Raw genomic sequence first — 24,020 nt, 5'->3', positions numbered from 1 at the left:
GCGCTCTGGCGATTGCCCGGCGCGCGAATTCACTGTTGGCCCGCCGCCTGCGGCGTTTTTCGCCCCGCGCGCCGGCAGGCCCGAATAATCTACCTGTGCGTGGCGTGTATGGTACGGATTACGGCGACGAATGCCAGCGCGTTTTGCGCAGACAGGCCTGTTTTGAAGCCGTCACATTTTGCTGCCACACTGAAGGTTAACCCAGCGCCTGGCGGCGACAGGGATAACCATAACGGGAGGGGCTATGCGTCTGGCGTCATATAACGTAGAAAACCTGTTCGATCGTGCGCGCGTTATGTCACAGGGGAGCTGGTCGCAGGGGCGGCCGGTGCTGGAGAAATTCGCGAGGCTCAATGCGCTGCTCGGCGAAATCACTTACACCGAGGCCAGCAAAAAAGAGATGGTGAAACTGCTGGTGGCGCTCGGTCTTGAGAAATCGGACACCGGGCCGTTTGTGATTCTGCGCCGCAATCGTGGCAGCCTGCTCAAGCGCCCGCGTGACGGCGGTATTGAGATTATCGCGAGCGGTCGCGCCGACTGGGTGGGGTCGCTGGAGCTTATCGAGTCGCCGGTGGATGAAGTCGCCATGCGTATCACCGCGCGAGTGATGAGTGACCTGCACGCCGACGTGCTGGCGGTGGTGGAGGCGGAAAGCCGTCCGGCGCTGTCGGCGTTTAATCAGGAGATCATCGCGGCCGTCGGCGGCGAGCCGTTTCGCCATGTCATGGTGATTGACGGCAACGACAGTCGCGGCATCGACGTCGGCCTGCTGACGGGCGCGAATTATCCCATCGGCCCGATGCGCAGTCATGTGGACGATCGCGACGCGCGCGGTCAGTTGATTTTCTCCCGCGACTGCCCGGAATACGCGGTCCCGCTCGCGAACGGCGACACGCTGTGGGTGATGGTCAATCATCTTAAAAGCAAAGGCTACGGCGGCAAAGCGGACTCTGACGCGCGGCGCAAGGCCCAGGCGCAGCGGGTAGCGGAGATTTATCAGGCGCGACGCGACGCGGGCGAGAAGTACATCGCCATCGCGGGCGACTTCAACGACACGCCGGACAGCGACACGCTGTCACCGCTTCTGCAGGAGACCGATCTGCGCGACGCCTTCACGCATCCGTCTTTCGACAATGGCGGTTTTCCCGGTACCTGGGGCAACAGCGCCAAAAACAACAAGCTGGATTACATACTCCTGTCGCCTGCGCTCTGGGAGCGCGTCACCGCGGGCGGCGTTATTCGCAAAGGGATGTGGCCCGGCGAGCGCCCGGTGAAGTGGGATGTCTACCCGGAGCTGAAAAAACCGCAGCAGGCGGGGTCCGATCATGCCGCCCTGTGGGTAGACCTTAATATGTAGCCTTTGCCTGACCAATAACACCGGGCAGGCCGGCGTTATTTCCGGCGCGTTGTAAGGTATGCGCTGGAATAATTTTGCCGTGCACATTGGGATGTTTTTTTGACCCGCCCTGAAAAATAAATAAACCATAATGTATTGTTAATTAATGTTATTTTTTATTAACTCGCCGCCTCGATAATAGCCCGCGTTACGCCTTATCTCTGCGGGATAATAACGCTCCGCAGCGGATAAAAATCACCCGTCTGGTTTCCCGCTTCGCTTGCATAAATATCTCGTCAACTATACTGAAACCTGCATTTAACGTTGGCGCTCACGAGCGTCAGGTTCCTGAAACCCACGCTGTCTTTCGCGCATTAAGCCCATCGCGGCGCGCGAAATGTAAAGAAACAGGAGAGAAAACCATGACGACACGTCCACAACCGCCATTCCCTGAACAACAGCAGAATGTCCCAGGCAGCACCGCCGAGATGCAGCCGACGCCGGATCACGGCGAAACCAGTTATAAAGGCTCCGGTCGTCTGGCCGGTAAAGCCGCCATCATCACCGGTGGCGATTCCGGTATTGGCCGCGCCGTGGCGATTGCTTACGCCCGCGAAGGCGCCGATGTGCTTATTTCTTATCTTGATGAGCATGACGATGCGAAAGACACTGCGCGTCTGGTGGAAGAGGCGGGCCGCAAAGCCGTGCTGGTGGCAGGCGATATCACCGACGCCGCCCACTGCCGCGCGCTGGTGCAGAAAGCCGCCGATGCCTTCGGCAAGATTGATATCGTGGTCAACAACGCCGCGTTCCAGATGACCCGCGATTCGCTTGATGAAATCAGCGATGAAGAGTTCGACCGCACCATGAAAACCAACCTCTACGGCATGTTCTGGATCTGCAAAGCGGCGGTGCCGCATATGCCGGCGGGCGGTTCGATTATCAACACCGCGTCGGTTAACGCCGACCAGCCAAAACCGAAGCTGATTGCCTATTCGGCGACCAAAGCGGCCATCGTGAACTTCTCAGGAAGCCTGGCCGCGCTGCTGGCGGAAAAAGGCATTCGCGCCAATGCGGTCGCGCCGGGGCCGATCTGGACGCCGCTCATCCCGTCCACCATGCCGCCGGAGCAGGTGAAAGAATTTGGCAGCCAGGTGCCGCTGGCGCGCGCCGGTCAGCCTGCCGAACTGGCGCCGGTGTATGTGATGCTGGCGAGCGACGAGGCAAGCTACGTCTCTGGCGCGACCATCGCGGTCACCGGCGGTCAGGCGGTCATCTGATAAAAGGAGAGAGGGATGCTCAACTATCCGCTTAAGCTGACGACGCCGCGTGCGACGCATATTTTCGGCGGCACGCGCATTAAAACGCAGCTCGGCAAGGCGGAACTGCCCGAGACGCGCATCGCCGAGACGTGGGAGGTGAGCGATGTCGACGGCATGATAGCGACCGTCGTCAACGGGCCGCTTGCCGGCACCTCACTGCGCGAGCTGGCGACGCGCTATCCTGATGAGCTGGTCGCGCCGGGATGGCGCGGCCCGCACTTTCCGCTGCTCAGTAAGTTTATCGACGGCAGCGGCATGCTGCCGGTGCATCTGCATGCCAATGATGAGATGGCGCAGCGGCTGGAAAACCAGCCCAACGGCAAAACCGAAGCCTGGCATATTCTCTGGGCCGCGCCCGGCGCAACCTGCCTTGCGGGCATCAAGACCGGCATGAAAAAAGAGACTATCCGCGAGGCGCTGCTGGCGGGCGATTACGACCGCGTGATGTACCGTCTGCCGCTTAAAACCGGCGACACGCTCTACGTGCCGGGCGGCCAGCTCCATTCCTTTGGGCCGGACACCCTGATTTACGAGATAGAACAGACCTCCGATATTCAGCAGCACGCGATGCCGTGGAATATGGAAGATGGCTCGCCGGTGCCGCCCGAAGAACAGGCGCGCAATATCGATAAACTGCTCGACGAGTTGCGCCCCGAACTGCTGACCCAGCCGCAGCGCGGCCTGGTGCTGGAAGAGTGTCAGGCGGTGCAGCGTCTGCTGTGCTGCGCCGGGCCTTACTTCGCGCTGGAACGCTGGCGCTTTGACACCTGCTATGACTATCACTTCGCCTCGGTGCGTATCGTGACCAATATCGGCGCGCCGGTCACTGTCAACGCGGGCGGGCAGACCACCACGCTTGAGCGCGCGCAGAGTGTGATCCTGCCTGCCGCGCTCGGCGAGGCGGAGTTCTGCGGCAAAGGGGAGTTGCTGGTGGGGTATGTGCCGGATCTGGCGCAGGAGATTGTCGCCCCCCTGCGCGCCGCCGGTTACCCGCAGACGGCGATTGACGCGCTCGGCGATATCAGTGGCCGTCTGCGCTAACGCAGCGCGGCGCGCTGTTTCTCCAGCCGCCGGTAGAGCGTGCTGCGCGACACGCCAAGCTTGCGCGCCGCAAGGCTCATATTGCCGTTAACGCTGTGCAACACGGCATCCACATCCGGCGCGGTCTGGTCTTCAGGCGGTGCCGTTTCTTCTTTTACAGGCTGCCGGTACGGGTGCGGCAGGTCGCTTAACGTGACAACGTCACCGTCATCCGCCAGCGCCAGCAGCACTTTCAGCAGGCTTGCCAGCTGGCGTACGTTACCGGGCCAGGGGAGACGGGCGAGATGTGCCACCAGATCGGAAGAGAGCGTCACGCCGCGCCGCACGCCGCCAAGCTCCTGCCAGAGCCGCTGAACAAAACGCGGCAGCGCGGGCCATTCGCGCAGCGGCGGAATGCGCAGCCGGTACTCTTCAATACGATAAAAGAGATCTTCGCGAAACGCCCCTTGCGCCACCATCTCATCGAGCGGGCGGTGGGTGGCGCAGATAAGCGTGAACGTTACCGGCACGGCGCGGGTGCTGCCGAGCGGCACCACGTTTTTCTCCTGCAACACCCGCAGGAGGCGAGTCTGCATGGCCAGCGGCATATCGCCAATCTCGTCCAGGAACAGCACGCCGCCGTCTGCCTCGCGGATTTTGCCGATATAACCCCGGCTGCTGGCCCCGGTAAACGCGCCGGGCTGGTAGCCGAACAACTCCGACTCAATAAGCTGCTCCGGCAGCGCGGCGCAGTTGATAGCGACGAACGGACCGTCGCGCCACTGGCTCTGCTGGTGCAGGCGGCGGCTCAGGTGCTCTTTGCCGCAGCCGGTTTCACCGGTAATGCACAGCGCGATGCCCGCGTTCAGCAGCCGCAGCGCTTTGCCGGTCTCCACGCCGCTCTCTTCTTCCGGGGCGGCGGCAGGACGGGCGGCCCAGACGCGACGCGCCGGAAGCTGGCTGCGGGCGTGGTAGCGCCGTTGATTGCTGGCGGTGAGCGCCGCGCCGTCGTCTGCGGGCAGCGCCTGCGGGAACAGCGCGTCGAGCGACAGCGTACCGATATGGGCCGCTGAGAGGTTAAATTCCTCCATCGCGAGCTTATTGGCGGCCACCAGACAGTTATCGCGAAACGCCAGCAGCAATTCCTGGGCGGAACCGAGCGCGGCGGGGTCGGTGTGCAGGCGCAGCAGCCACTGCCGGGCGTCAAGCTGGGCAATCACCCAGTCATGTTCGAGCTGACGTACCACCTGGCGCATCAGTCTGCCTGCTTCCGGCACCGGCTGCTGCGCCGGGGTGGAGAGATCCAGCACGCCCGCGATTTGCCCGTCCGGACGGAACACCGGCACGCCGTAGCAGTAAAGCCCGGCGTTCTGGTTGAGGAAATGCTGGTCGCCGTGAACTTCGCAGGGGGCGTGCAGCGCCAGCGCGGTGCCGATGGCGTTGGTGCCGCGCGCATGTTCGCCCCACAGGTTGCCGGGGGCAAGCGCCACGCGCTGCGCCTTATGCAGAAACTGGTTGTTGCCGAAGGTGTCCAGCACCAGGCCAGTATCGTCAGAGGCGACAACCACCGACGGCAGGCGGTTCAGGCTCTCGCCGAGCCGCTGCATCAGCGGGCGCGCCAGCGTGTCCAGCCAGCCGTGCTGCGAGCGGGCCTCTTCCAGCAGCGCGCGGCTGACAAAAGAGGTCGCGTCGTCGCCGCGGCTCAGGCCATAGCGCTGGCTGCGCTGCCAGGAGTCATTCAGCAGACACGGAAAAGACAGCTCGTCGCAGTTCGGCGTTAAGCCTGCGGAGGTTAACGAGGCGCTGTGCGGCATGGCGTTCTCCGGTGAGTGTATATGTTTCAAATATGTAGCAGTTTAGTGTTCCATGTGTTGCGACACATGACACAGTTCCGCGACATTTTCCGGGGCTCGGTGCAGACAGTGCCCCGGAAACGCACGGCGACTTTTGAAAAAGTTATTGTTTTTATTGAATTTAAAAATGGCACTCACCGGGTGCGCCATTCTGGCATAAGAACTGCTTAACTCTCCCTGCCGCACAGCAGACTGTGCTTAACCGATTGTCGCTACACTGAGGAATCTGCCATGAAATATGCTCACCCCGGTCAGCCTGGTGCTCTCGTTAGCTTTAAACAGCGTTATGGAAATTACATTGGCGGTCAGTTTGTCGAGCCTGTCGAAGGACAATATTTCACCAATACGACGCCGGTGACGGGCGCCGTGGTGGCAGAGTTCCCGCGCTCAGGCGCTGCCGATATCGAACGCGCGCTGGATGCGGCACACGCCGCCGCGCCCGCCTGGGGCAAAACCAGCGTGCAGGAGCGCTCGAACCTGCTGCTGGCGATTGCCGACCGCATGGCGGGCCATATCGAACAACTGGCGCTCACCGAAAGCTGGGATAACGGCAAACCCGTGCGCGAAACGCTCAACGCCGATATCCCGCTGGCGGTGGATCACTTCCGTTACTTCGCCGGTTGCCTGCGCGCGCAGGAAGGGAGCGTGGCGGAAATCGACCAGTACACCGTCGCCTATCACATTTATGAACCGCTCGGCGTGGTCGGCCAGATCATCCCCTGGAACTTCCCGATCCTGATGGCCGCCTGGAAACTTGGGCCGGCGCTTGCGGCGGGCAACTGCGTGGTGCTTAAACCCGCCGAACAGACTCCGCTTGGGATTTCGGTGCTGATGGAGCTTATCGGCGATCTGCTGCCGCCTGGCGTGGTCAACGTGGTACATGGTTTCGGTCAGGAGGCGGGCGAAGCGCTGGCGCGCAGCAAGCGCATCGATAAAATCGCGTTTACCGGCTCCACGCCGGTCGGTCGGCACATTCTCTCGTGCGCGGCGGAAAGTATTATCCCCAGCACCGTGGAGCTTGGCGGGAAGTCGCCTAATATTTACTTTGCCGACATCATGCAGGCCGAGCCTGAATTTATCGAAAAAGCGGCTGAAGGGCTGGTGCTGGGCTTCTTTAACCAGGGCGAAGTATGTACCTGTCCGTCCCGCGCCCTGATTCAGGAATCGATTTACGAACCCTTTATGGAGCGCGTGCTGGCGCGTATGGCCAACATTCGTAAAGGCGACCCCTATGACACCGAGACCATGATAGGCGCGCAGGCTTCTCAGGAGCAGTTCGACAAAATTCTCTCCTACATCGACATCGCGCGCGGCGAGGGCGGCCAGATCCTCGCGGGCGGCTCGCGCCTGAACCACGGCGCGGCGCTGGAGAAGGGCTTCTACATCGAGCCGACGCTGATTAAAGGCGAAAACGAGATGCGCTTCTTCCAGGAAGAGATCTTCGGGCCGGTTATCGGCATCACCACCTTTAAAGACGCCGACGAGGCGCTGAAGCTTGCGAACGCCACCGAATTTGGCCTCGGCGCGGGTCTCTGGACGCGCGACACCAATCTGGCCTGGCGCATGGGCCGCGAAATCAAAGCGGGCCGCGTCTGGACTAACTGCTACCACCTGTACCCGGCCCATGCCGCCTTTGGGGGCTACAAAAATTCCGGTATCGGCCGCGAAACCCACAAGAAAGCGCTGGAACATTACCAGCAGGTGAAAAATCTGCTGGTCAGCTACGACATCCAGCCTCTGAACCTTTTCTGATCCATCTGAACTATCCGTTAACGAGGTGACCGATGAAAGTGATGAAAATGAAAGCGGCAGTGGTCAAAGCCTTCGGGCAACCGCTGGAGATCCAGGAAGTGCTGGTGCCGGAAGTGACGCCGGGCAAGGTGCTGGTGAAAATCGCCGCCACCGGCGTCTGCCATACCGATCTCCACGCCGCCGAAGGCGACTGGCCGGTGAAGCCGAATCCGCCGTTTATTCCGGGGCATGAGGGCGTGGGGCACGTGGTGGCGGTCGGCCAGGGCGTGACGCATATCAAAGAGGGCGATCGCGTCGGCGTGCCGTGGCTCTACTCCGCGTGCGGCCACTGCGAACACTGTCTCGGCGGCTGGGAAACGCTCTGCCACGGCCAGCAGAACTCCGGCTATTCGGTCAACGGCAGCTTCGCCGAATATTGTCTCGCCGACGCGAACTACGTCGGTATTCTGCCGGATAACGTCGATTTCAACAGTATCGCGCCCATCCTCTGCGCGGGCGTCACGGTCTATAAAGGGCTGAAGATGACTGACACCAAAGCGGGCGACTGGGTGGTGATTTCCGGCATCGGCGGGTTAGGGCATCTGGCTATCCAGTACGCCAACGCGATGGGCCTGAACGTGGCGGCGGTGGATATCGACGATGACAAGCTGGCGTTCGCCAAACGTCTCGGGGCGCAGGTCACCGCCAACGCGCTGGAGGTCGATCCTGGCACCTATTTCCACGACACCTTCGGCGGCGCGAAAGGCGTGCTGGTGACGGCGGTGTCGCCGAAGGCGTTCGCGCAGGCGACCACCATGATGCGTCGCGGCGGTACAATGGTGTTAAACGGTCTGCCGCCGGGCAAATTCGATCTCTCTATCTTTGATATGGTGCTGGACGGCACGACGGTGCGCGGATCTATCGTGGGCACGCGTAAAGATTTGCAGGAGGCGCTGGATTTCGCCGGGCATAAAAAAGTGGCGGCGGAGATTGCGGTGGAGCCGCTGGAGAATATCAACGATATTTTCGACCGTATGCGCAACGGCAAAATTACCGGGCGTATCGTGGTGGATATGTCGCTGTAAAACACAAGCGCCGCAGGGACGCGGCGCTGGCGTGCGGCATTAACGCTTACGCTTTTTCATCGCCATGACGATAAAAACAACAATCAGCGCGCCAATAATCATTCCTAATGTATGCATCTTTTTCTCCGACGTTTTTATTAAACCCTTGCAGGCAGGCGGCGGAGTATAACGAATTTCAACTTCAGATTATACCTGGCCGCCTCTCCTAATTCAGGGAGGAGCAGTGGTTATGATTATTTAAAACCCAATAGTGACGACGGGTAATTAAACCCGTGCGGGCAGGTTGCCACTAAAACTCTTTCTCATTATGGTGGGCGCTTTCGCCATCCTGTTTGGTACGCATTTCGACACAGGGAAGGTCATGTTCGCTGTATTGCATAAACTCTCGCGCCAGCTGCCCGCGCTTATTCTCTTCTGGAGCGTTAACTGGGTCATTACGCTCGTGCTGCTTGCTATCGCTAATAAAACCCACCACCCGTCGCTCGTGGGCGCGGCGGTCTGGTTTACTATGCTGTGGATCTGCGCGTATATCGTCGAATACCACGGGCGGGCGGCGTTTCACGCTCAGGAGCGCAAACGCCTGAAGCGGTTTTTACCGCGCCAGCAGTACAGCCGGGTGAAAGGGCTGATAGCGATGGCAAGAGCCACGATGGTGTTGCTCTCGGCAAGCTTTCTGCTCGCGGTCGCGCATGCGTCGGGCACGGTGGTGTGGTCGCTGGTCGCGGCCTGTTGCCTGTTTGGCGCCATCTGCCTGGTGCGCTTTTATTTGCTCTGTACATCAGTGTTGACGCCGCCAGTGGCCTCCATTCTCGGGAAAGCCTGGCCGCTGGTGCTCGCACTAGTGCTCTTTTTCGCCAAAATGCTGGCCAGTGCGGTGCTGGTCGAATCCTGGGATATTTCGTCAGCGCAAATGCCCTATACCGCCTGGTGCCTGACGCTATTTATGGCCGCGTTTATTGCTTTTAATATCTCCTATATCTTAATCATGCTGGTTTCCGTTTTTATAGAAGCCAGCGTACGGCGACGTAAAAAACGCGTTTCTGTTCCCATGAGCAGTCAGATATTACTGGTCGCGGCATTCGCCAGCGTGATGCCCGGTTTGATTATGGCCAATACCCGCACCATTGGCGGCGCGTTATTAAATTCCTTTTACCAGTTCGATACCCGCACCACTTTTCGCTGCGGCGAGCGCTATCAAACCATTTATGAGCTTGGCGAAAAGGCGCGTTATTTAGCGGTGGGCGAAAATCAGTACCGCGGTTTTTTTATTAAGGACGGGGATCTGCACGGCGTGGCGGTAAAATGCACTACCGGCGATAAATTTACCTGGTATCGCGTATTAAGCCGGGAAGAGCTGGGTGAAAACGCCCCTGCCAAAAACAGGGGCGATAACGCGAAGCGCTAAATTACTCGCTGGCTTTTTCGGCTTTGCCCGCGAGCTGCGCCAGGAAGTCGTAGCGTTTTTGCAGGTCGGCGGCGGCATCTTTCCAGAGCTGCTCGGCCACCTCCGGCTGCTGGGCATTCAAGCGACGGAAGCGCTGCTCGGCAAGCAGGGTTTCCGCCAGCGCGTCCGACGGCGGACGCGAGTCTAGCGCCAGCGGCAGCTTGCCTTCGTCGGCGCGGCGCGGGTCGAAGCGGTACAGCGGCCAGAAGCCCGTCGCGGTGAGCTGGCGCATCTGGTCATGGCTCAGCGCCAGGTCATAGCCGTGCTCCTCGCAGGGGCTGTAAGCGATAATCAGCGACGGGCCGGGGTAGGCTTCCGCCTCCTGAATCGCTTTGACCGTCTGGTTAAGCTGCGCGCCAAGCGAAATCTGCGCCACATAAACATGCCCGTACATCATCATGCTCACGCCCAGATCTTTGCGCGCTTTGCGCTTGCCGTGCTCGCCGAATTTCGTTACCGCGCCGAGCGGCGTCGCCTTCGATGCCTGGCCGCCGGTATTCGAATAGCACTGCGTATCGAGCACCAGAATATTGACGTTTTCGGTGAGGCTCAGCACATGGTCGAGCCCGCCGAAGCCGATGTCATACGCCCAGCCGTCGCCGCCAATCAGCCAGATGGATTTCTCCACCAGCGCGTCGGCATCCGTCAGAAGCGCCTGCGCGCCCTCCACATCGCGTAACTGCTGGCGTAACGCGGCGACCTGTTCGCGGCGCACGTCAGGCGTGGCGTCGCTTCGCAGCGCCTCGTACAGTTCCGGCGTCAGTTTGTCGGCGAACTGCGTCAGCAGGCGCTCCACGCGCGCTTTGTGCTGGTCAACCGTTAAGCGAAAACCGAGGCCGAACTCCGCATTATCTTCAAACAGCGAGTTAGCCCAGGCCGGGCCGCGGCCGTTCGCGTCGGTGGTGTAAGGCGTCGAGGGCAGGTTTCCGCCGTAAATCGACGAACAGCCGGTGGCGTTGGCGATAAGCAGCCGATCGCCGTAGAGCTGGGTCAGCAGTTTGATATAGGGCGTTTCGCCGCAGCCGGAGCAGGCGCCGGAGTATTCAAACAGCGGCGTAATGAGCTGCGAGGTGCGGATGTCGATACGCTCAAGCGTGCTGCGGTCGATTTCCGGCAGCCCCAGGAAGAAATCGTAGTGGCGTTTTTCTTCCTCCACATGCTCCAGGCGCGACATCATATTGATGGCTTTAATTTCCGGGTTCTGGCGGTCTTTCGCCGGGCAGACCTCGACGCACAGGTTACAGCCGGTGCAGTCTTCCGGCGCCACCTGGAGCACATATTTCTGGCCGCGCATGTCGCGCGATTTCACATCCAGCGAGGCAAGCGAAGAGGGCGCGTCGGCGAGAGCCTCAGGCGCCACCACTTTGGCGCGGATCGCCGAGTGCGGACAGGCAGCGACGCAGTGGTTGCACTGTGTGCAGAGTTCTTCCTTCCAGATGGGGATCGCCTCGGCGATATTGCGTTTCTCCCACTGCGTGGTGCCGAGCGGCCAGGTGCCGTCCGGCGGCAGCGCGGAAACGGGCAGCGCGTCGCCAAGCCCGGCGAGCATCGCGGCGGTGACGGTTTTCACGAAATCGGGCGCGGCGTCGGAGACCACCGGCGGGCGCAGATGGCTCTGCGCGTCGACCGGCTGGCGCGCCACTTCGCAGACCGACTCGCGGGCCAGCACCAGCGCCTGCCAGTTACGCGCCACCAGCTCCTGGCCTTTGCTGCTGTAACTTTTGGCGATAGCGCCCTGTAGCGCCTCCAGCGCGCTCTCTCCCGGCAGGATTTGTGTGAGATGGAAAAACGCCATCTGCATCACGGTGTTGATGCGCGCGCCCAGCTGGCATTCACGGGCAATTTTCGCGGCGTTAACCACATACACCCGCGCTTCTTTGTTATTGAGCTCCGCCTGGACTTCCTGCGGCAGCCGGTGCCAGACCTCTTCCGGCGGGTACGGGGTGTTGATAAGAAAAATACCGCCATGTTTGAGGCGCTCAGCCATCGGGTATTTATCGATAAACTGCAACTGATGACAGCCGACAAAATCCGCCTGGCTCACCAGATACGCGGAGTTAATCGGCCGCTCGCTGACGCGCAGGTGCGACACCGTCAGACCGCCCGCTTTTTTGGAGTCGTAAACAAAATAGCCCTGGGCGTACCACGGCGTGGCGTTGCCGATGATTTTGATGTTGTTCTTGGTGGCCGAGACGCTGCCGTCGCTGCCAAGCCCGTAGAACAGCGCTTCGAGACGCGCATGGGAAGGCAGCGTGTTCTCCGGCAGCGGCAGCGACAGGTGCGTCACGTCGTCATAGATGCCGACGGTAAAGCGCGGCTTCGGTTGCGCGGCGCTCAGCTCGTTAAACACCGCCAGCACGCAGTCCGGGCCGAACTCTTTGGACGAAAGCCCGTAACGGCCGCCGATAACGCGCGGCAGGCGGTCGCGCTCGCCGCGGTTAACGGCCTCGGCAAGCGCGGTCATGACATCCAGGTAGAGCGGCTCGGCGAGGGCCCCCGGCTCTTTGGTGCGATCAAGCACCGCGATGCGCTGCGCGCTGTGCGGCAGGGCTTCCAGCAGATGATGCGCGCTGAACGGGCGGAACAGACGCACTTTCAGCACGCCCACTTTCTCGCCGCGCGTGAGCAGTTCGTCCACCACTTCTTCGCAGGTGCCGCTGGCGGATCCCATCAGAATAATGACCCGTTCGGCCTGCGGGTGACCGTAATACTCGAACGGCTTGTACTGGCGGCCCGTGGCGGCTGCAAAATCGTTCATCGCCTGTTCGACATGATCATAGACCGCGTTATACCAGGGGTTGGTCGCTTCTCGGGACTGGAAATAGGTGTCCGGGTTGGCGGAGGTGCCGCGAATAACCGGGTGTTCCGGGTTCAGCGCGCGGGCGCGGTGGGCGTCGATCTCCGCCTGCGGCAGCAGCGCGCGGATCGTCTCATCGGCCAGCGGCGCGATTTTATTGATCTCGTGCGAGGTGCGAAACCCATCGAAGAAATGAATAAACGGCACGCGGCTTTTCAGCGTGGCAATATGGGAAATCAGGGCGAAATCCTGCGCCTCCTGGACGCTGCCCGCGCAAAGCATCGCGCAGCCCGTCTGGCGCACGGCCATGACGTCCGAGTGATCGCCAAAAATCGACAGCGCATGGGTGGCGACGGTGCGCGCCGCGACGTGCAGCACAAATGGCGTGAGCTGGCCCGCGAGCTTGTAAAGCGTCGGGATCATCAGCAGCAGGCCCTGGGAGGAGGTGAACGACGTGGAGAGCGCGCCGGTCTGGAGCGCGCCGTGGACGGTGGCGATAGCGCCTGCCTCGGATTGCATCTCCACCACACGCGGCACGTCGCCCCAGACGTTTTTCATGCCGTTGCCCGCCCAGGCATCGGCCTGCTCCGCCATGGTGGAACTCGGTGTGATGGGGTAAATCGCGATAACTTCACTGGTGCGAAAAGCGACTGAAGCGACTGCGCCGTTGCCGTCGATAGTAATCATAAGAGACCCTTACATTGCGACACATTGTCAGGTCGGCGTAAAAAACAGACCCTGTAGTAATAAGGGAATTTTAGCAAAGGGCCGCAGGCGGGATTTTCGTTTTTGTGTACTGACTATTCGCGAAGTGAATGGTTTTATGCGCAGGATCAAGCGCGCCTGGCTGAAAAAGGCAAAAAAATGTGTCTTTGTCCAAAAAAGCAGCAGCGCGAATCTCGACGCGCCGCGCCGGGCGGCCTATGATGCTCAGGTTTTGCTTGTCAACGAAAGGGGAGAAACATGCGAGCAGCGTTTTGGGTAGGATGTGCCGCGTTACTATTATCGGCATGCAGCAGCGAACCCGTTCAGCAGGCCACAGCGGCCCACGTGCCGCCGGGAATGCGGGCGGCGATGTCGAGCGCAGGCCAGGCGAACTGCGCGATGGTGGGCGGTTCGATGTCGGTCGCGCGTCAGCTTGACGGCACAACGACCGGCATGTGCGCGCTGCCCAACGGCAAACGTTGCAGCGAAGCGGCGCTCGCCTCCGGCGCCTGCGCCGCGTACTGATTCGCTACATCAGATCCGCCAGTTTATACACCAGCGTGTACTGGCGGTAATGCAGGGTGAGCTGCTGTTTCTCCACGCTCACCGTTGCGCCCTGGCTCAACATCTCATTTATCAGTTTATCCAGCTCATTTAGCTGTTGCTCAGCGCACAGCATTCGCGTCGACGCGAGCCCCTTCACCTTCAGCGTATCGCCATGCAGTTCGCCCTGGCCCATAAAGCGGTTACACATGCTGCCGGAAACGTGCATCTTCTCGCCAAAGCTCAGCTCCGGCACGCGACGCGTGGCGTCGAGCGGCGCGCCGTTGACGGTTTGCAGCACATAGCGGTGGTGTTGCAGCGTTTCCGGGGTGATGTGCGACGAAGAGGAGGTGCTCTGACAGCCCGCAAGCGCCATGCCCGCCAGCAGAGGAATGAGGATTTTTTTCATGAAGGTCTCCCGGAGGTAAAGGACGCGACGCGCCAGGTGGCGCGCCGGTCTTGTCACACCAGTTCGTTGGGGCAGGTTTCGCCGCGCTCCAGCTGGCGCAGGTTGCCAAGCGTGGTTTCGGAGATGCTGATTAACGCCTCTTCGGTCAGAAACGCCTGATGGCCGGTGAACAGCACGTTGTGGCAGGCGGAAAGACGGCGGAACACGTCATCCTGAATCACGTCGTTGGATTTATCTTCGAAGAACAGATCGCGCTCGTTTTCGTAAACGTCCATGCCCAGCGCGCCAATTTTCTGGCGCTTGAGCGCTTCAATCGCCGCCTGGGAGTCAATCAGACCGCCGCGGCTGGTGTTGATGATCATCACGCCGTCTTTCATCTGTTCGAACGCGCTCTGGTTCAGCAGATGGTAGTTTTCCGGCGTCAGCGGACAGTGCAGGCTTATCACATCGGATTGCGACAGCAGCGTAGGCAGGTCGACATATTCGACGCCCAGCTCCAGCGCGGCGGCGCTCGGGTACGGGTCGAACGCCAGCAGGCGCATACCGAAGCCTTTCAGGATGCGCAGCGCCGCGACGCCGATTTTCCCGGTACCGATAACGCCCGCGGTCTTGCCGTACATGGTAAACCCGGTCAGCCCTTCAAGGTTGAAGTTGGCATCGCGGGTGCGCTGATAGGCACGGTGAATACGGCGGTTCAGACACATCATCATGCCCACGGCATGCTCCGCCACGGCTTCCGGCGAATAGGCCGGTACGCGCACCACTTTCAGGCCAAGCTCTTTCGCCGCGTCGAGGTCAACGTTGTTAAAGCCCGCGCAGCGCAGCGCGATAAACTTCACGCCATGCTTTTTCAGCTCTTCCAGTACCGGACGGCTGCCGTCGTCGTTAACGAAAATACAGACGCCGTCGCAATGAATAGCGGTTTTCGCCGTGCGTTCGGTTAAAAGGAAGTCATAAAATTCAAGATCGAAGCCATATTCCTGGTTAACATGCTGCAAATACTTTTTGTCGTACTGCTTTGTGCTATAAACCGCCAGTTTCATAAGACTTTCTCCAGTGATTTTCTGTGATCACGTTAGCATAATTAAAAAAAGCGTACAAAGTTTAAAAATTAATTGTCGGACAGGGGCTTACCTCTAATTCTAGGTCAACTATGCTTTCAGAGCCGCCCTGGCTTCACCTGGCCTGTTAAAGGTGTCACAATAAACGCTTTCTTCGGCATAAATTCTCGCTGAATCAGGATATTAACGGCCCATGAAGGGTAAATACAGAGCCGTCATCGCTTTATTACTTCTGGTTGTGCTGCTGCCGCTCGCTCTGCTGTTAACCGCAGGCTACTGGCTGCCGACGCTGGCTGGCGTCTGGCTGCCGCAAGGGACGCGCATCGCGCTGGAGCAGCGTCCACGCCTGACCCGCTCCGCCATCGTCCTGCCGGATCTGCGCTATTTCGCAGGCGAGTGCGAACTCGCCCACGCGCAAAACGTCGTCTTAAGCCACCCGGCGCGCTGGCGGCTGCATCTTGATGCGCTCACGCTCAACACCGGCTGCGTCAGCGCCATTCCCGACGATCCCGCGCCCGGCGCGCCGCGCACGCTCGCCCAGTGGCAGTCGATGCTGCCGGAAAGCGAGGTGGACATCGCGCGCCTGACACTCGTTGACCTCGCCGATTACGTCGGCGCCTTTCAGGCGAGCCTGAGCCCGCAGGCGCAGGTGGTGACATTCACTGGTCAGAAGCTCGAAATCCAGGCCCGTCTTGCCGGGCAGGCACTGAAGGTGGAGCGCCTGCGCTTTCACGCTTTTGACGGCCAGCCGCCGGTCTCGCTACTCGGCGAGTTCACGCTGGGGCTGATGCCGGACGGCATTCCCACCAAAGGCGCGGCGCAGGTGCGGTTTTCGCTGCCGCAGGCGCCATATCACGCCCGTGCGCAGCTGGAGTGGCGCGGCGGGGAGGGGCAACTGCTGGTCTTCGCCGAAGACGATCCTGATCCGCTGCTGGATCTGCCGTGGCAGGCTGGGCACGACGCGTTCGCCTTCAGCGACGGTCGCTGGCGCTGGCCGTATCAGGGGGTTCCGCTGAGCGGGCGCGTGGGGCTGCGCGTGGAGAACTGGCGCGGCGGCCTTGAGGCGGCGCGCATCAGCGGACGCCTGAACGTGGTCACGCAGGGCAGTGCGGGTAAGGGCAACGCGGTGCTGACTTTCGGCCCCGGCACACTCAGCCTGCGCCAGAGCGCCATGCCGCTGCGCATCACCGGCGAGGCCAAACAGGACGCACTGGCGTTCTACGCGAGCCTGCCCGCCACGCTCGGCGGCCCGCTGCTGTCGCCCGAGCTGCGCTTTCTGCCGGGCGCGCTGCTGCGCTCGCGCGGTCGCGTTATTGACGCGCTGAATATTGAAGAGATCCGCTGGCCGCTTGCGGGCGTCACCGTGACCGAAAAGGGCGTCGACGGACGGCTGCAGGCTATCGCGCGCGCCAGCGAGCCTGGGCAGGGCGACATGCTGCTGCATCTCGATGGCCGCGCCGACGATTTCCTGCCGGATGCGGGTCTGTGGCGCTGGCGTTACTGGGGCAACGGCACTTTCGAGCCGATGCAGTCGCGCTGGTCCATCGCCGGGCGCGGCGAGTGGCGCGATGAGGTAATTACGCTCAGCGAACTGAACACCCGTTTCGATCAATGGCGTTATGGCAGCGTGACGGTCGGGCATCCGCAGCTCGCGCTCAGCACGCCGGTGCGCTGGGCGCGGGGGGAAACGGCGCAGGCGCTGAAAGGCGCGCTGAAGCTTGACGCCGGAGAAACGCGCTTTGCGAGCGGGGCGAGTCTTCCGCCCTCGACGCTTAACTTCAGCGTCAGCGGGCGCGACCCGAGCGCATTCCAGTTTAAGGGCGATTTGCACGCGGGCGAGATAGGGCCGGTGCGCGTCAATGGCCGCTGGGACGGTGAGCGACTGCGCGGTCAGGCGTGGTGGGCGCCGCAGCCGCTCGCGGTTTTCCAGCCGCTGCTGCCGCCGGACTGGAAACTGCTGCTGCGCGACGGCGGCTTTTACGCCCAGGTGGCGTTTTCCGCCGCCGCCGGTCAGGGCGTCGAGGCGGGCGGGCATGGCGTGGTGAAACAGGGCAGCGCCTGGACTAAAGACAACCAGTTTAACGGCGTCGATTTCGTGCTGCCGTTTCGTTTTCGCGACGCCATCTGGCAGCTCGGCACGCGCGGGCCGGTGCGCCTGCGAATTGCGGAGATCCAAAGCCAGGTGCCGGCGCGGGACATCACCGCGTCGCTCCAGGGCAGCTACCCGTGGAGCGAGGCGCGTCCGCTGGTGCTGAGCGATGTCAGCGCGTCGCTGCTCGGCGGCAGCGTCCGTATGCAGCAGCTGCGGATGCCGCAGCACACGCCCGCGCTGCTGCGCCTGGAGAATATCTCGTCAAGCGAGCTGATAACCGCGACCAATGTCAAACAGGTGGCGCTGTCGGGGGCAATTAACGGTGCGCTGCCGCTGTGGCTCGATAACCCGCAGTGGATTGTGCATGATGGCTGGCTTACCAGCCCCGGCCCGCTGACGCTGCGCGTCGATAAAGAGATGGCCGATGCGATGGCGCGCGATAACGCGGCGGCGGCCGCGGCGGTCAACTGGCTGCGTTATATGGAGATTTCCCGCTCCTGGACGCGGCTCGACGTCGATAACCTCGGCGTGCTGCGTATGCGCTCGGAATTCCAGGGCGAAAGCCACGTCGACGGCAAAAAAAGCGGCGTGCGGCTTAACTATCAGCATCAGGAAAATCTTTTCACGCTGTGGCGCAGTTTACGCTTTGGCGACAATTTACAGTCCTGGCTTGAGCAACACGCGACGCTGCCCGCCGCGCGCTGCAAGGCAACGTCAGGGAAGACCTGCGAGGAGCAACCATGAAAACCGTAACCGCGCTGCTGTCGGGCGCCATCATCATGGCGCTGTGCGGCTGTACGCCGCGTATCGAAGTGGCGGCACCAAAAGAGCCGATTACCATTAATATGAACGTCAAAATCGAACACGATATCCATATTAAAGTGGATAAAGACGTCGAGGCGTTGCTGCAACGCCGCAGCGATCTCTTCTGAGGAGGCGAGACGATGAAACGCCTGCTGCTGTTAACGCTGGCCTTGCTGCTGGCAAGCCCCGTCAGCGTCGCGCTGACGCTGGAAGAGGCCCGCGGCCAGGGGCGCGTGGGCGAAACGCTGAGCGGCTATCTCGCGCCGCGGGCGCAGGATGCCGACACCACGGCGCTTGTGGCGCGCATCAATCAGGCGCGCGCTGAAAGCTACCGGGAAGTGGCGCGCCAAAACGGTCTGCCGGTCGATACGGTGGCGCAAATGGCGGGCCAGAAGCTGGTGGAGCGCAGTAAAACCGGGGAATATGTGCGCGGCATTAATGGCCGCTGGATGAAAAAATAGCGCCGCTACCCCCCACGGGTAACAGACGAACGCGCGCCCCTGTGTCACGCTCGGGGCGCGTTCTTACAGGAGAAACCTTATGTCCACTGACTATACTCTGCCGCTGGACGGCGCGCCGTCCTTGTCCGCTATCGCAGACACCCTGCGCGCCAACGCCGGTCTGTTTAAAACGCTGGTGATGTCCGAACATCCGGACGATATCCGCTACGCGTATCAGCCAGAGTCGTTTGAGATAACCGAGGTGACAGACAGCACGTTTACTTTCCGCTGCCTGGTGCATTACTTCGAGCCGTGCTGCGACCGCAACATGCACGATCCGCGCACCTACACCATTCCCTATTATGTCCGCGACAACACGCTCTGTTTCGCGCTCGACGAAACCCCATGGGTGGTGGCGTAACGCTGCCGTTCGCCCATAAAAAAACCGCCCCGGAGGGCGGTTTTTTGTCGCTGGCGTCTCTTACGCCGCGATCAGCGCGTCGATAGCGGCTTTCGCATCGCTCTGCGCTTTGGTGGCCATTTCCGGGCCGTACGCGATGCCTTCGGCGAACACGAATTTCACGTCGGTCATACCGATAAAGCCCAGGAACAGGGAGAGATACGGGGTCACCAGGTCGGTCGGGGTGTCTTTATGAATACCGCCGCGGCTGGTCAGCACGATAACGCGTTTGCCGTTCACCAGACCTTCCGGGCCTTTTTCGGTGTAGCGGAACGTCACGCCAGCGCGGGCTACCAGGTCAAAGTAGTTTTTCAGCTGGGTCGGGATGTTGAAATTGTACATCGGCGCCGCAATAACAATCACATCGTGCGCATTCAGCTCGGCAATCAGTTCATCAGAGAGCGCCAGCGCTTCCTGCTGACGCGGGGTCAGCGGCGCGTCTGACGGACGCAGGGCACCCACCAGTTCACCATCCAGCACCGGTACCGGGTTCGCGGCCAGATCGCGCACGGTGATTTCATCTGCGCTGTGCTTTTCACGCCACTGGTCTGTTAAGTAGTCGGAAAGCTGGTTGGACTGGGAGTAACCTGCCAGAATACTGGACTTCAGAACGAGTACTTTGCTCATAGAATGTTCCTTTTTGATTTGGTTGTCAGGGCGGTTGCCCCCGTTGCTTGAGCACAACTCTATTCACAAACTTGGTGCAGTGATAGCGCAATATATCGAAGTCTATGTTCTAATTTTTTGAACAAGGCGCGCCTGACCGTGGTGTGGTACTCTACGCTTAATGAAACCTTTTGATTTGACGGGCCTGACACTGGCCATATAACTCAATGATGGAAAAACAAAATATTACGCTCTCTGCCCTTATGGCACGCCTCGACTCGCTGATGCTGCGCGACAAAAGCCGCTTCGCTCGCCGTCTGCATGGCGCGAAAAAGATTAAAAATACTGAATCTCAGCAGGCGCTTTTCGAACAGCTCTCTCAGGAGATAGACGAAGCGGCAGGACGTGTCCTGCTGCGTGAAGCCGCGCGTCCGGCCATCACCTACCCGGAAAACCTGCCGGTCAGCCAGAAGAAACAGGATATCCTCAACGCGGTGCGCGACCATCAGGTCGTTATCGTGGCCGGGGAAACCGGCTCCGGGAAAACCACGCAGCTGCCGAAAATCTGCATGGAGCTGGGCCGCGGGGTGAAAGGGCTTATCGGGCATACCCAGCCGCGTCGTCTGGCTGCACGCACCGTTGCCAACCGCATCGCCGAAGAGCTGCAAACCGAGCCGGGCGGCTGCGTCGGCTATAAAGTGCGCTTTAGCGATCACGTCAGCGACAACACGATGGTCAAGCTGATGACCGACGGTATTCTGCTGGCGGAAATCCAGCAGGATCGGCTGCTGATGCAGTACGACACGATCATCATCGATGAGGCGCACGAGCGCAGCCTGAATATCGATTTCCTGCTGGGCTACCTGCGCGAGCTGCTGCCAAAGCGCCCGGATCTGAAAATCATCATCACCTCGGCGACCATCGATCCTGAGCGTTTCTCGCGCCACTTTAATAACGCGCCGATTATCGAAGTCTCTGGCCGTACCTACCCGGTGGAAGTGCGCTATCGCCCGATCGTGGAGGAAGCTGACGATACCGAGCGCGATCAGCTGCAGGCGATTTTCGACGCCGTGGACGAACTGGGGCGCGAAGGGCCGGGCGACATCCTCATCTTTATGAGCGGCGAGCGCGAAATTCGCGACACCGCCGACGGCCTGATGAAGCTCAACCTGCCGCATACCGAGGTGCTGCCGCTCTATGCGCGGCTCTCCAACAGCGAGCAGAACCGGGTCTTTCAGCCGCACTCAGGGCGGCGCATTGTGCTCGCCACGAACGTAGCGGAAACCTCGCTGACCGTGCCGGGCATTAAATATGTCATCGACCCCGGCACTGCGCGCATCAGCCGCTACAGCTATCGCACCAAAGTGCAGCGCCTGCCGATTGAGCCGGTCTCCCAGGCCTCCGCCAACCAGCGAAAAGGGCGCTGCGGCCGCGTCTCTGAAGGCATCTGTATCCGGCTGTATTCCGAAGACGACTTCCTCTCGCGCCCGGAATTTACCGACCCGGAAATCCTGCGCACCAACCTGGCCTCCGTTATTCTGCAGATGACCGCGCTGGGGCTGGGCGATATCGCGGCGTTCCCGTTTGTCGAAGCGCCGGACAAGCGCAATATTCAGGATGGCGTACGCCTGCTGGAAGAGCTCGGGGCCATTACCACGGACGCGCAGGCGTCGGTCTATAAGCTCACGCAGCTGGGCCGCCAGCTTTCGCAACTGCCGGTGGACCCCCGTCTCGCGCGCATGGTGCTGGAGGCGCAAAAGCACGGCTGCGTGCGCGAGGCGATGATTATTACTTCGGCGCTCTCTATTCAGGATCCGCGCGAGCGCCCGATGGATAAACAGCAGGCGTCCGATGAAAAACACCGCCGCTTCCACGATAAAGAGTCCGATTTCCTGGCGTTCGTGAACCTGTGGAACTACCTCGGCGAGCAGCAGAAGGCGCTCTCCTCTAACCAGTTCCGCCGTCTGTGCCGCACCGATTACCTTAACTATCTGCGCGTGCGCGAGTGGCAGGATATCTACACCCAGCTGCGCCAGGTGGTGAAAGAGCTCGGCATTCCGGTTAACAGCGAACCGGCAGGTTATCGCGAGGTGCACACCGCGCTCCTCACCGGCCTGCTGTCGCATATCGGCATGAAAGACGCCGATAAACAGGAGTACACCGGCGCGCGCAACGCCCGCTTCTCGATTTTCCCGGGCTCCGGGCTGTTTAAAAAGCCGCCGAAGTGGGCGATGGTAGCGGAGCTGGTGGAAACCAGCCGCCTGTGGGGCCGCATCGCCGCGCGTATCGATCCGGAGTGGATCGAGCCGGTGGCGCAGCATCTCATTAAACGCTCGTACAGCGAGCCGCACTGGGAGCGCGCACAGGGCGCGGTGATGGCGAGCGAAAAAGTCACGCTTTATGGCCTGCCGATTGTGGCGGCGCGTAGCGTCAACTACAGCCAGATTGACCCGGCGCTCTCCCGCGAGCTGTTTATCCGCCACGCGCTGGTGGAAGGCGACTGGCAGACACGCCACGCCTTTTTCCGCGACAACCAGAAACTGCGCGCCGAAGTGGAAGAGCTGGAACACAAATCGCGCCGCCGCGACATTCTGGTGGATGACGACACACTCTTCGAGTTTTACGACCAGCGCATCAGCCACGAGGCCATCTCCGCGCGCCACTTCGACAGCTGGTGGAAGACGGCGAGCCGCGAGACCCCGGACTTGCTCAATTTCGAAAAGAGCATGCTGATTAAAGAGGGCGCGGAGAAAGTCAGCAAACTCGACTACCCGAACTTCTGGCATCAGGGCAACCTGAAACTGCGTCTGACCTATCAGTTTGAACCGGGCGGCGACGCCGACGGCGTGACGGTGCATATTCCGCTGCCGCTGTTAAACCAGGTGGAAGAGGCGGGCTTTGAGTGGCAGGTGCCGGGGATGCGCCGGGAGCTGATTATCGCGCTGATCAAATCTCTGCCGAAGCCGGTGCGCCGCAATTTCGTGCCCGCGCCCAACTACGCCGAGGCGTTTTTAGGCCGCGTCACGCCGCTGGAGTTGCCGCTGCTGGACGCGCTGGAGCGCGAACTGCGTCGCATGACCGGCGTCACCATCGACCGCGAGGCGTGGCAGGTGGAACAGGTGCCCGATCACCTGAAAATGACCTTCCGCGTGGTGGATGAGAAAGGGCGCAAACTGCGCGAGGGCAGAGATCTCAGCGCGCTGAAAGAAGGGCTCAAGGAAAAAGTGCAGGAGACGCTCTCGGCGGTGGCCGATGACGGCATCGAGCAGAGCGGCCTGCATATCTGGAGCTTCGGCGCGCTGCCTGAACGCTACGAGCAGAAGCGCGGCGGCTACCAGGTGAAAGCTTTTCCGGCGCTGGTAGATGAGAAAGAGAGCGTCGGCATCCGGCTGTTCGACAACCCCCAGGAGCAGCAGCACGCCATGTGGCGCGGCCTGCGCCGCCTGCTGTTGCTCAATATTCCGTCGCCGATTAAATATCTGCACGAGAAGCTGCCGAACAAGGCGAAACTCGGGCTTTACTTCAACCCGTATGGCAAGGTGCTGGATCTGATTGATGACTGCATCTCCTGCGGCGTCGATAAGCTTATCGCTGAGAACGGCGGGCCGGTGTGGACCGAAGAAGGCTTTGCGCAGTTGCATGAGAAAGTGCGCGCGGAGCTGAACGACACCGTCGTGGATATCGCAAAACAGGTGGAGCAGATCCTGACGGCGGTCTTCAGTATCAACAAGCGGCTGAAAGGGCGCGTGGACATGACGATGGCGCTCGGGCTCTCGGACATCAAAGCCCAGATGAGCGGGCTGGTGTATCGCGGGTTTGTGACTGGCAACGGTTACAAGAGACTCGGCGACACGCTGCGTTATCTCAACGCCATCGAAAAACGCCTGGAGAAAATGGCCGTCGACCCGCACCGCGATCGCGCGCAGATGCTCAAGGTGGAAGCCGTACAGCAGGCGTGGCAGCAGTGGCTCAACAAGCTGCCGCCCGCGCGCCGCGACGATGACGACGTGCAGGAGATCCGCTGGATGATAGAAGAGTTGCGGGTCAGCTATTTTGCCCAGCAGCTCGGCACGCCGTATCCGGTCTCCGACAAGCGCGTATTGCAGGCGATGGAGCAGGTCGGCGGGTAGTGGGTCGTCTGTTGGGTTTTGGCGATGGATGGTGAGGGATGATGGTGGGTGCGCTGCGCTTACCCATCATACAAATACCTACATGTGCCTGGGGCGGGTAAGCGTAGCGCACCCGCCATGCCGACATTCTCACGACCCGCCATGCCGGCACGCTTACCGCCCGTCATCTTAAAACATCTTAC

17 protein-coding genes are annotated in these 24,020 nt (G+C 60.9%); 12 read left to right on the top strand and 5 right to left on the bottom strand.

Features of this window, described 5'->3' with window-relative positions; all coding sequences use genetic code 11:
- Nucleotides 1–244 precede the first annotated feature (244 nt).
- From AFK67_RS10540 to AFK67_RS10530, 3 genes are all read left to right on the top strand, one after another.
- Nucleotides 245–1,357 carry an endonuclease/exonuclease/phosphatase family protein gene (locus AFK67_RS10540; RefSeq protein WP_007723696.1) on the top strand — a complete coding sequence of 371 codons (1,113 nt, stop codon included), beginning with the start codon at nucleotides 245–247 and terminating at the stop codon, nucleotides 1,355–1,357.
- 401 nt (nucleotides 1,358–1,758) lie between these two features.
- Nucleotides 1,759–2,616: an SDR family oxidoreductase gene (locus AFK67_RS10535; RefSeq protein ID WP_007723694.1), complete on the top strand. Its 858-nt coding sequence runs from the start codon at nucleotides 1,759–1,761 to the stop codon at nucleotides 2,614–2,616.
- 15 nt (nucleotides 2,617–2,631) lie between these two features.
- Complete coding sequence (locus AFK67_RS10530; protein ID WP_038883571.1) at nucleotides 2,632–3,699, top strand: class I mannose-6-phosphate isomerase; 1,068 nt, start codon at nucleotides 2,632–2,634, stop codon at nucleotides 3,697–3,699.
- Here the strand turns inward: AFK67_RS10530 and AFK67_RS10525 are convergent.
- Nucleotides 3,696–5,492, bottom strand: coding sequence for a sigma-54-dependent Fis family transcriptional regulator (locus AFK67_RS10525; protein ID WP_007723685.1), 1,797 nt, complete (start codon nucleotides 5,490–5,492; stop codon nucleotides 3,696–3,698). The genes AFK67_RS10530 and AFK67_RS10525 overlap by 4 nt on opposite strands.
- A 270-nt stretch (nucleotides 5,493–5,762) precedes the next feature.
- On the opposite strand from AFK67_RS10525, the gene exaC reads away from it, so the two are divergent.
- The 3 genes from exaC to AFK67_RS10510 all read left to right on the top strand — a co-directional run bounded on the left by exaC (nucleotide 5,763) and on the right by AFK67_RS10510 (nucleotide 9,752).
- Nucleotides 5,763–7,283, top strand: a complete 1,521-nt coding sequence (exaC, locus tag AFK67_RS10520; RefSeq protein WP_007723679.1) for an acetaldehyde dehydrogenase ExaC — start codon at nucleotides 5,763–5,765, stop codon at nucleotides 7,281–7,283.
- Between the two features lie 32 nt (nucleotides 7,284–7,315).
- Entirely contained in the window at nucleotides 7,316–8,347 is a 1,032-nt protein-coding gene (adhP, locus tag AFK67_RS10515) for an alcohol dehydrogenase AdhP (RefSeq protein WP_007723677.1), read from the top strand.
- 361 nt (nucleotides 8,348–8,708) lie between these two features.
- Nucleotides 8,709–9,752, top strand: coding sequence for a hypothetical protein (locus AFK67_RS10510; protein ID WP_007723676.1), 1,044 nt, complete (start codon nucleotides 8,709–8,711; stop codon nucleotides 9,750–9,752).
- A 1-nt stretch (nucleotide 9,753) separates the two neighbouring features.
- Here the strand turns inward: AFK67_RS10510 and nifJ are convergent, their stop codons facing one another.
- Nucleotides 9,754–13,275, bottom strand: coding sequence for a pyruvate:ferredoxin (flavodoxin) oxidoreductase (gene nifJ / locus AFK67_RS10505; protein WP_007723675.1), 3,522 nt, complete (start codon nucleotides 13,273–13,275; stop codon nucleotides 9,754–9,756).
- 276 nt (nucleotides 13,276–13,551) lie between these two features.
- On the opposite strand from nifJ, the gene AFK67_RS10500 reads away from it, so the two are divergent.
- Nucleotides 13,552–13,818: a putative hemolysin gene (locus AFK67_RS10500; protein WP_032967313.1), complete on the top strand. Its 267-nt coding sequence runs from the start codon at nucleotides 13,552–13,554 to the stop codon at nucleotides 13,816–13,818.
- A 4-nt stretch (nucleotides 13,819–13,822) separates the two neighbouring features.
- Here AFK67_RS10500 and hslJ read toward each other — a convergent pair whose 3' ends face one another.
- Both hslJ and AFK67_RS10490 read right to left on the bottom strand, forming a co-directional pair.
- Nucleotides 13,823–14,245, bottom strand: a complete 423-nt coding sequence (hslJ, locus tag AFK67_RS10495; RefSeq protein WP_007723672.1) for a heat shock protein HslJ — start codon at nucleotides 14,243–14,245, stop codon at nucleotides 13,823–13,825.
- Between the two features lie 53 nt (nucleotides 14,246–14,298).
- The gene (locus AFK67_RS10490; RefSeq protein ID WP_007723671.1) at nucleotides 14,299–15,288 is read right to left on the bottom strand and encodes a 2-hydroxyacid dehydrogenase; all 990 of its coding nucleotides are present in this window, start codon (nucleotides 15,286–15,288) and stop codon (nucleotides 14,299–14,301) included.
- Nucleotides 15,289–15,499: 211 nt separating this feature from the next.
- On the opposite strand from AFK67_RS10490, the gene AFK67_RS10485 reads away from it, so the two are divergent.
- The 4 genes from AFK67_RS10485 (at nucleotide 15,500) to AFK67_RS10470 (ending at nucleotide 19,063) form a co-directional block, all read left to right on the top strand.
- The gene (locus tag AFK67_RS10485; RefSeq protein WP_007723670.1) at nucleotides 15,500–18,142 is read left to right on the top strand and encodes a YdbH family protein; all 2,643 of its coding nucleotides are present in this window, start codon (nucleotides 15,500–15,502) and stop codon (nucleotides 18,140–18,142) included.
- Nucleotides 18,139–18,330: a YnbE family lipoprotein gene (locus AFK67_RS10480; RefSeq protein ID WP_007723669.1), complete on the top strand. Its 192-nt coding sequence runs from the start codon at nucleotides 18,139–18,141 to the stop codon at nucleotides 18,328–18,330. Before AFK67_RS10485 ends, AFK67_RS10480 begins: the two co-directional genes overlap by 4 nt.
- A gap of 12 nt (nucleotides 18,331–18,342) precedes the next feature.
- The gene (locus AFK67_RS10475) at nucleotides 18,343–18,663 is read left to right on the top strand and encodes a YdbL family probable chaperone protein (protein ID WP_007723668.1); all 321 of its coding nucleotides are present in this window, start codon (nucleotides 18,343–18,345) and stop codon (nucleotides 18,661–18,663) included.
- A gap of 79 nt (nucleotides 18,664–18,742) precedes the next feature.
- Nucleotides 18,743–19,063: a hypothetical protein gene (locus AFK67_RS10470; protein WP_007723666.1), complete on the top strand. Its 321-nt coding sequence runs from the start codon at nucleotides 18,743–18,745 to the stop codon at nucleotides 19,061–19,063.
- A gap of 60 nt (nucleotides 19,064–19,123) precedes the next feature.
- On the opposite strand, the gene azoR is transcribed toward AFK67_RS10470, so the two are convergent.
- Nucleotides 19,124–19,729, bottom strand: a complete 606-nt coding sequence (azoR, locus tag AFK67_RS10465; protein ID WP_007723663.1) for an FMN-dependent NADH-azoreductase — start codon at nucleotides 19,727–19,729, stop codon at nucleotides 19,124–19,126.
- A 206-nt stretch (nucleotides 19,730–19,935) separates the two neighbouring features.
- Here azoR and hrpA point away from each other — a divergent pair, with 206 nt between their 5' ends.
- The gene (gene hrpA, locus AFK67_RS10460) at nucleotides 19,936–23,838 is read left to right on the top strand and encodes an ATP-dependent RNA helicase HrpA (RefSeq protein WP_007723661.1); all 3,903 of its coding nucleotides are present in this window, start codon (nucleotides 19,936–19,938) and stop codon (nucleotides 23,836–23,838) included.
- The last annotated feature ends 182 nt before the right edge of the window (nucleotides 23,839–24,020 follow it).

The organism is Cronobacter dublinensis subsp. dublinensis LMG 23823 (genome assembly GCF_001277235.1).
Lineage (GTDB): Bacteria > Pseudomonadota > Gammaproteobacteria > Enterobacterales > Enterobacteriaceae > Cronobacter > Cronobacter dublinensis.
This window is presented reverse-complemented; position numbering and strand designations above follow the sequence as displayed.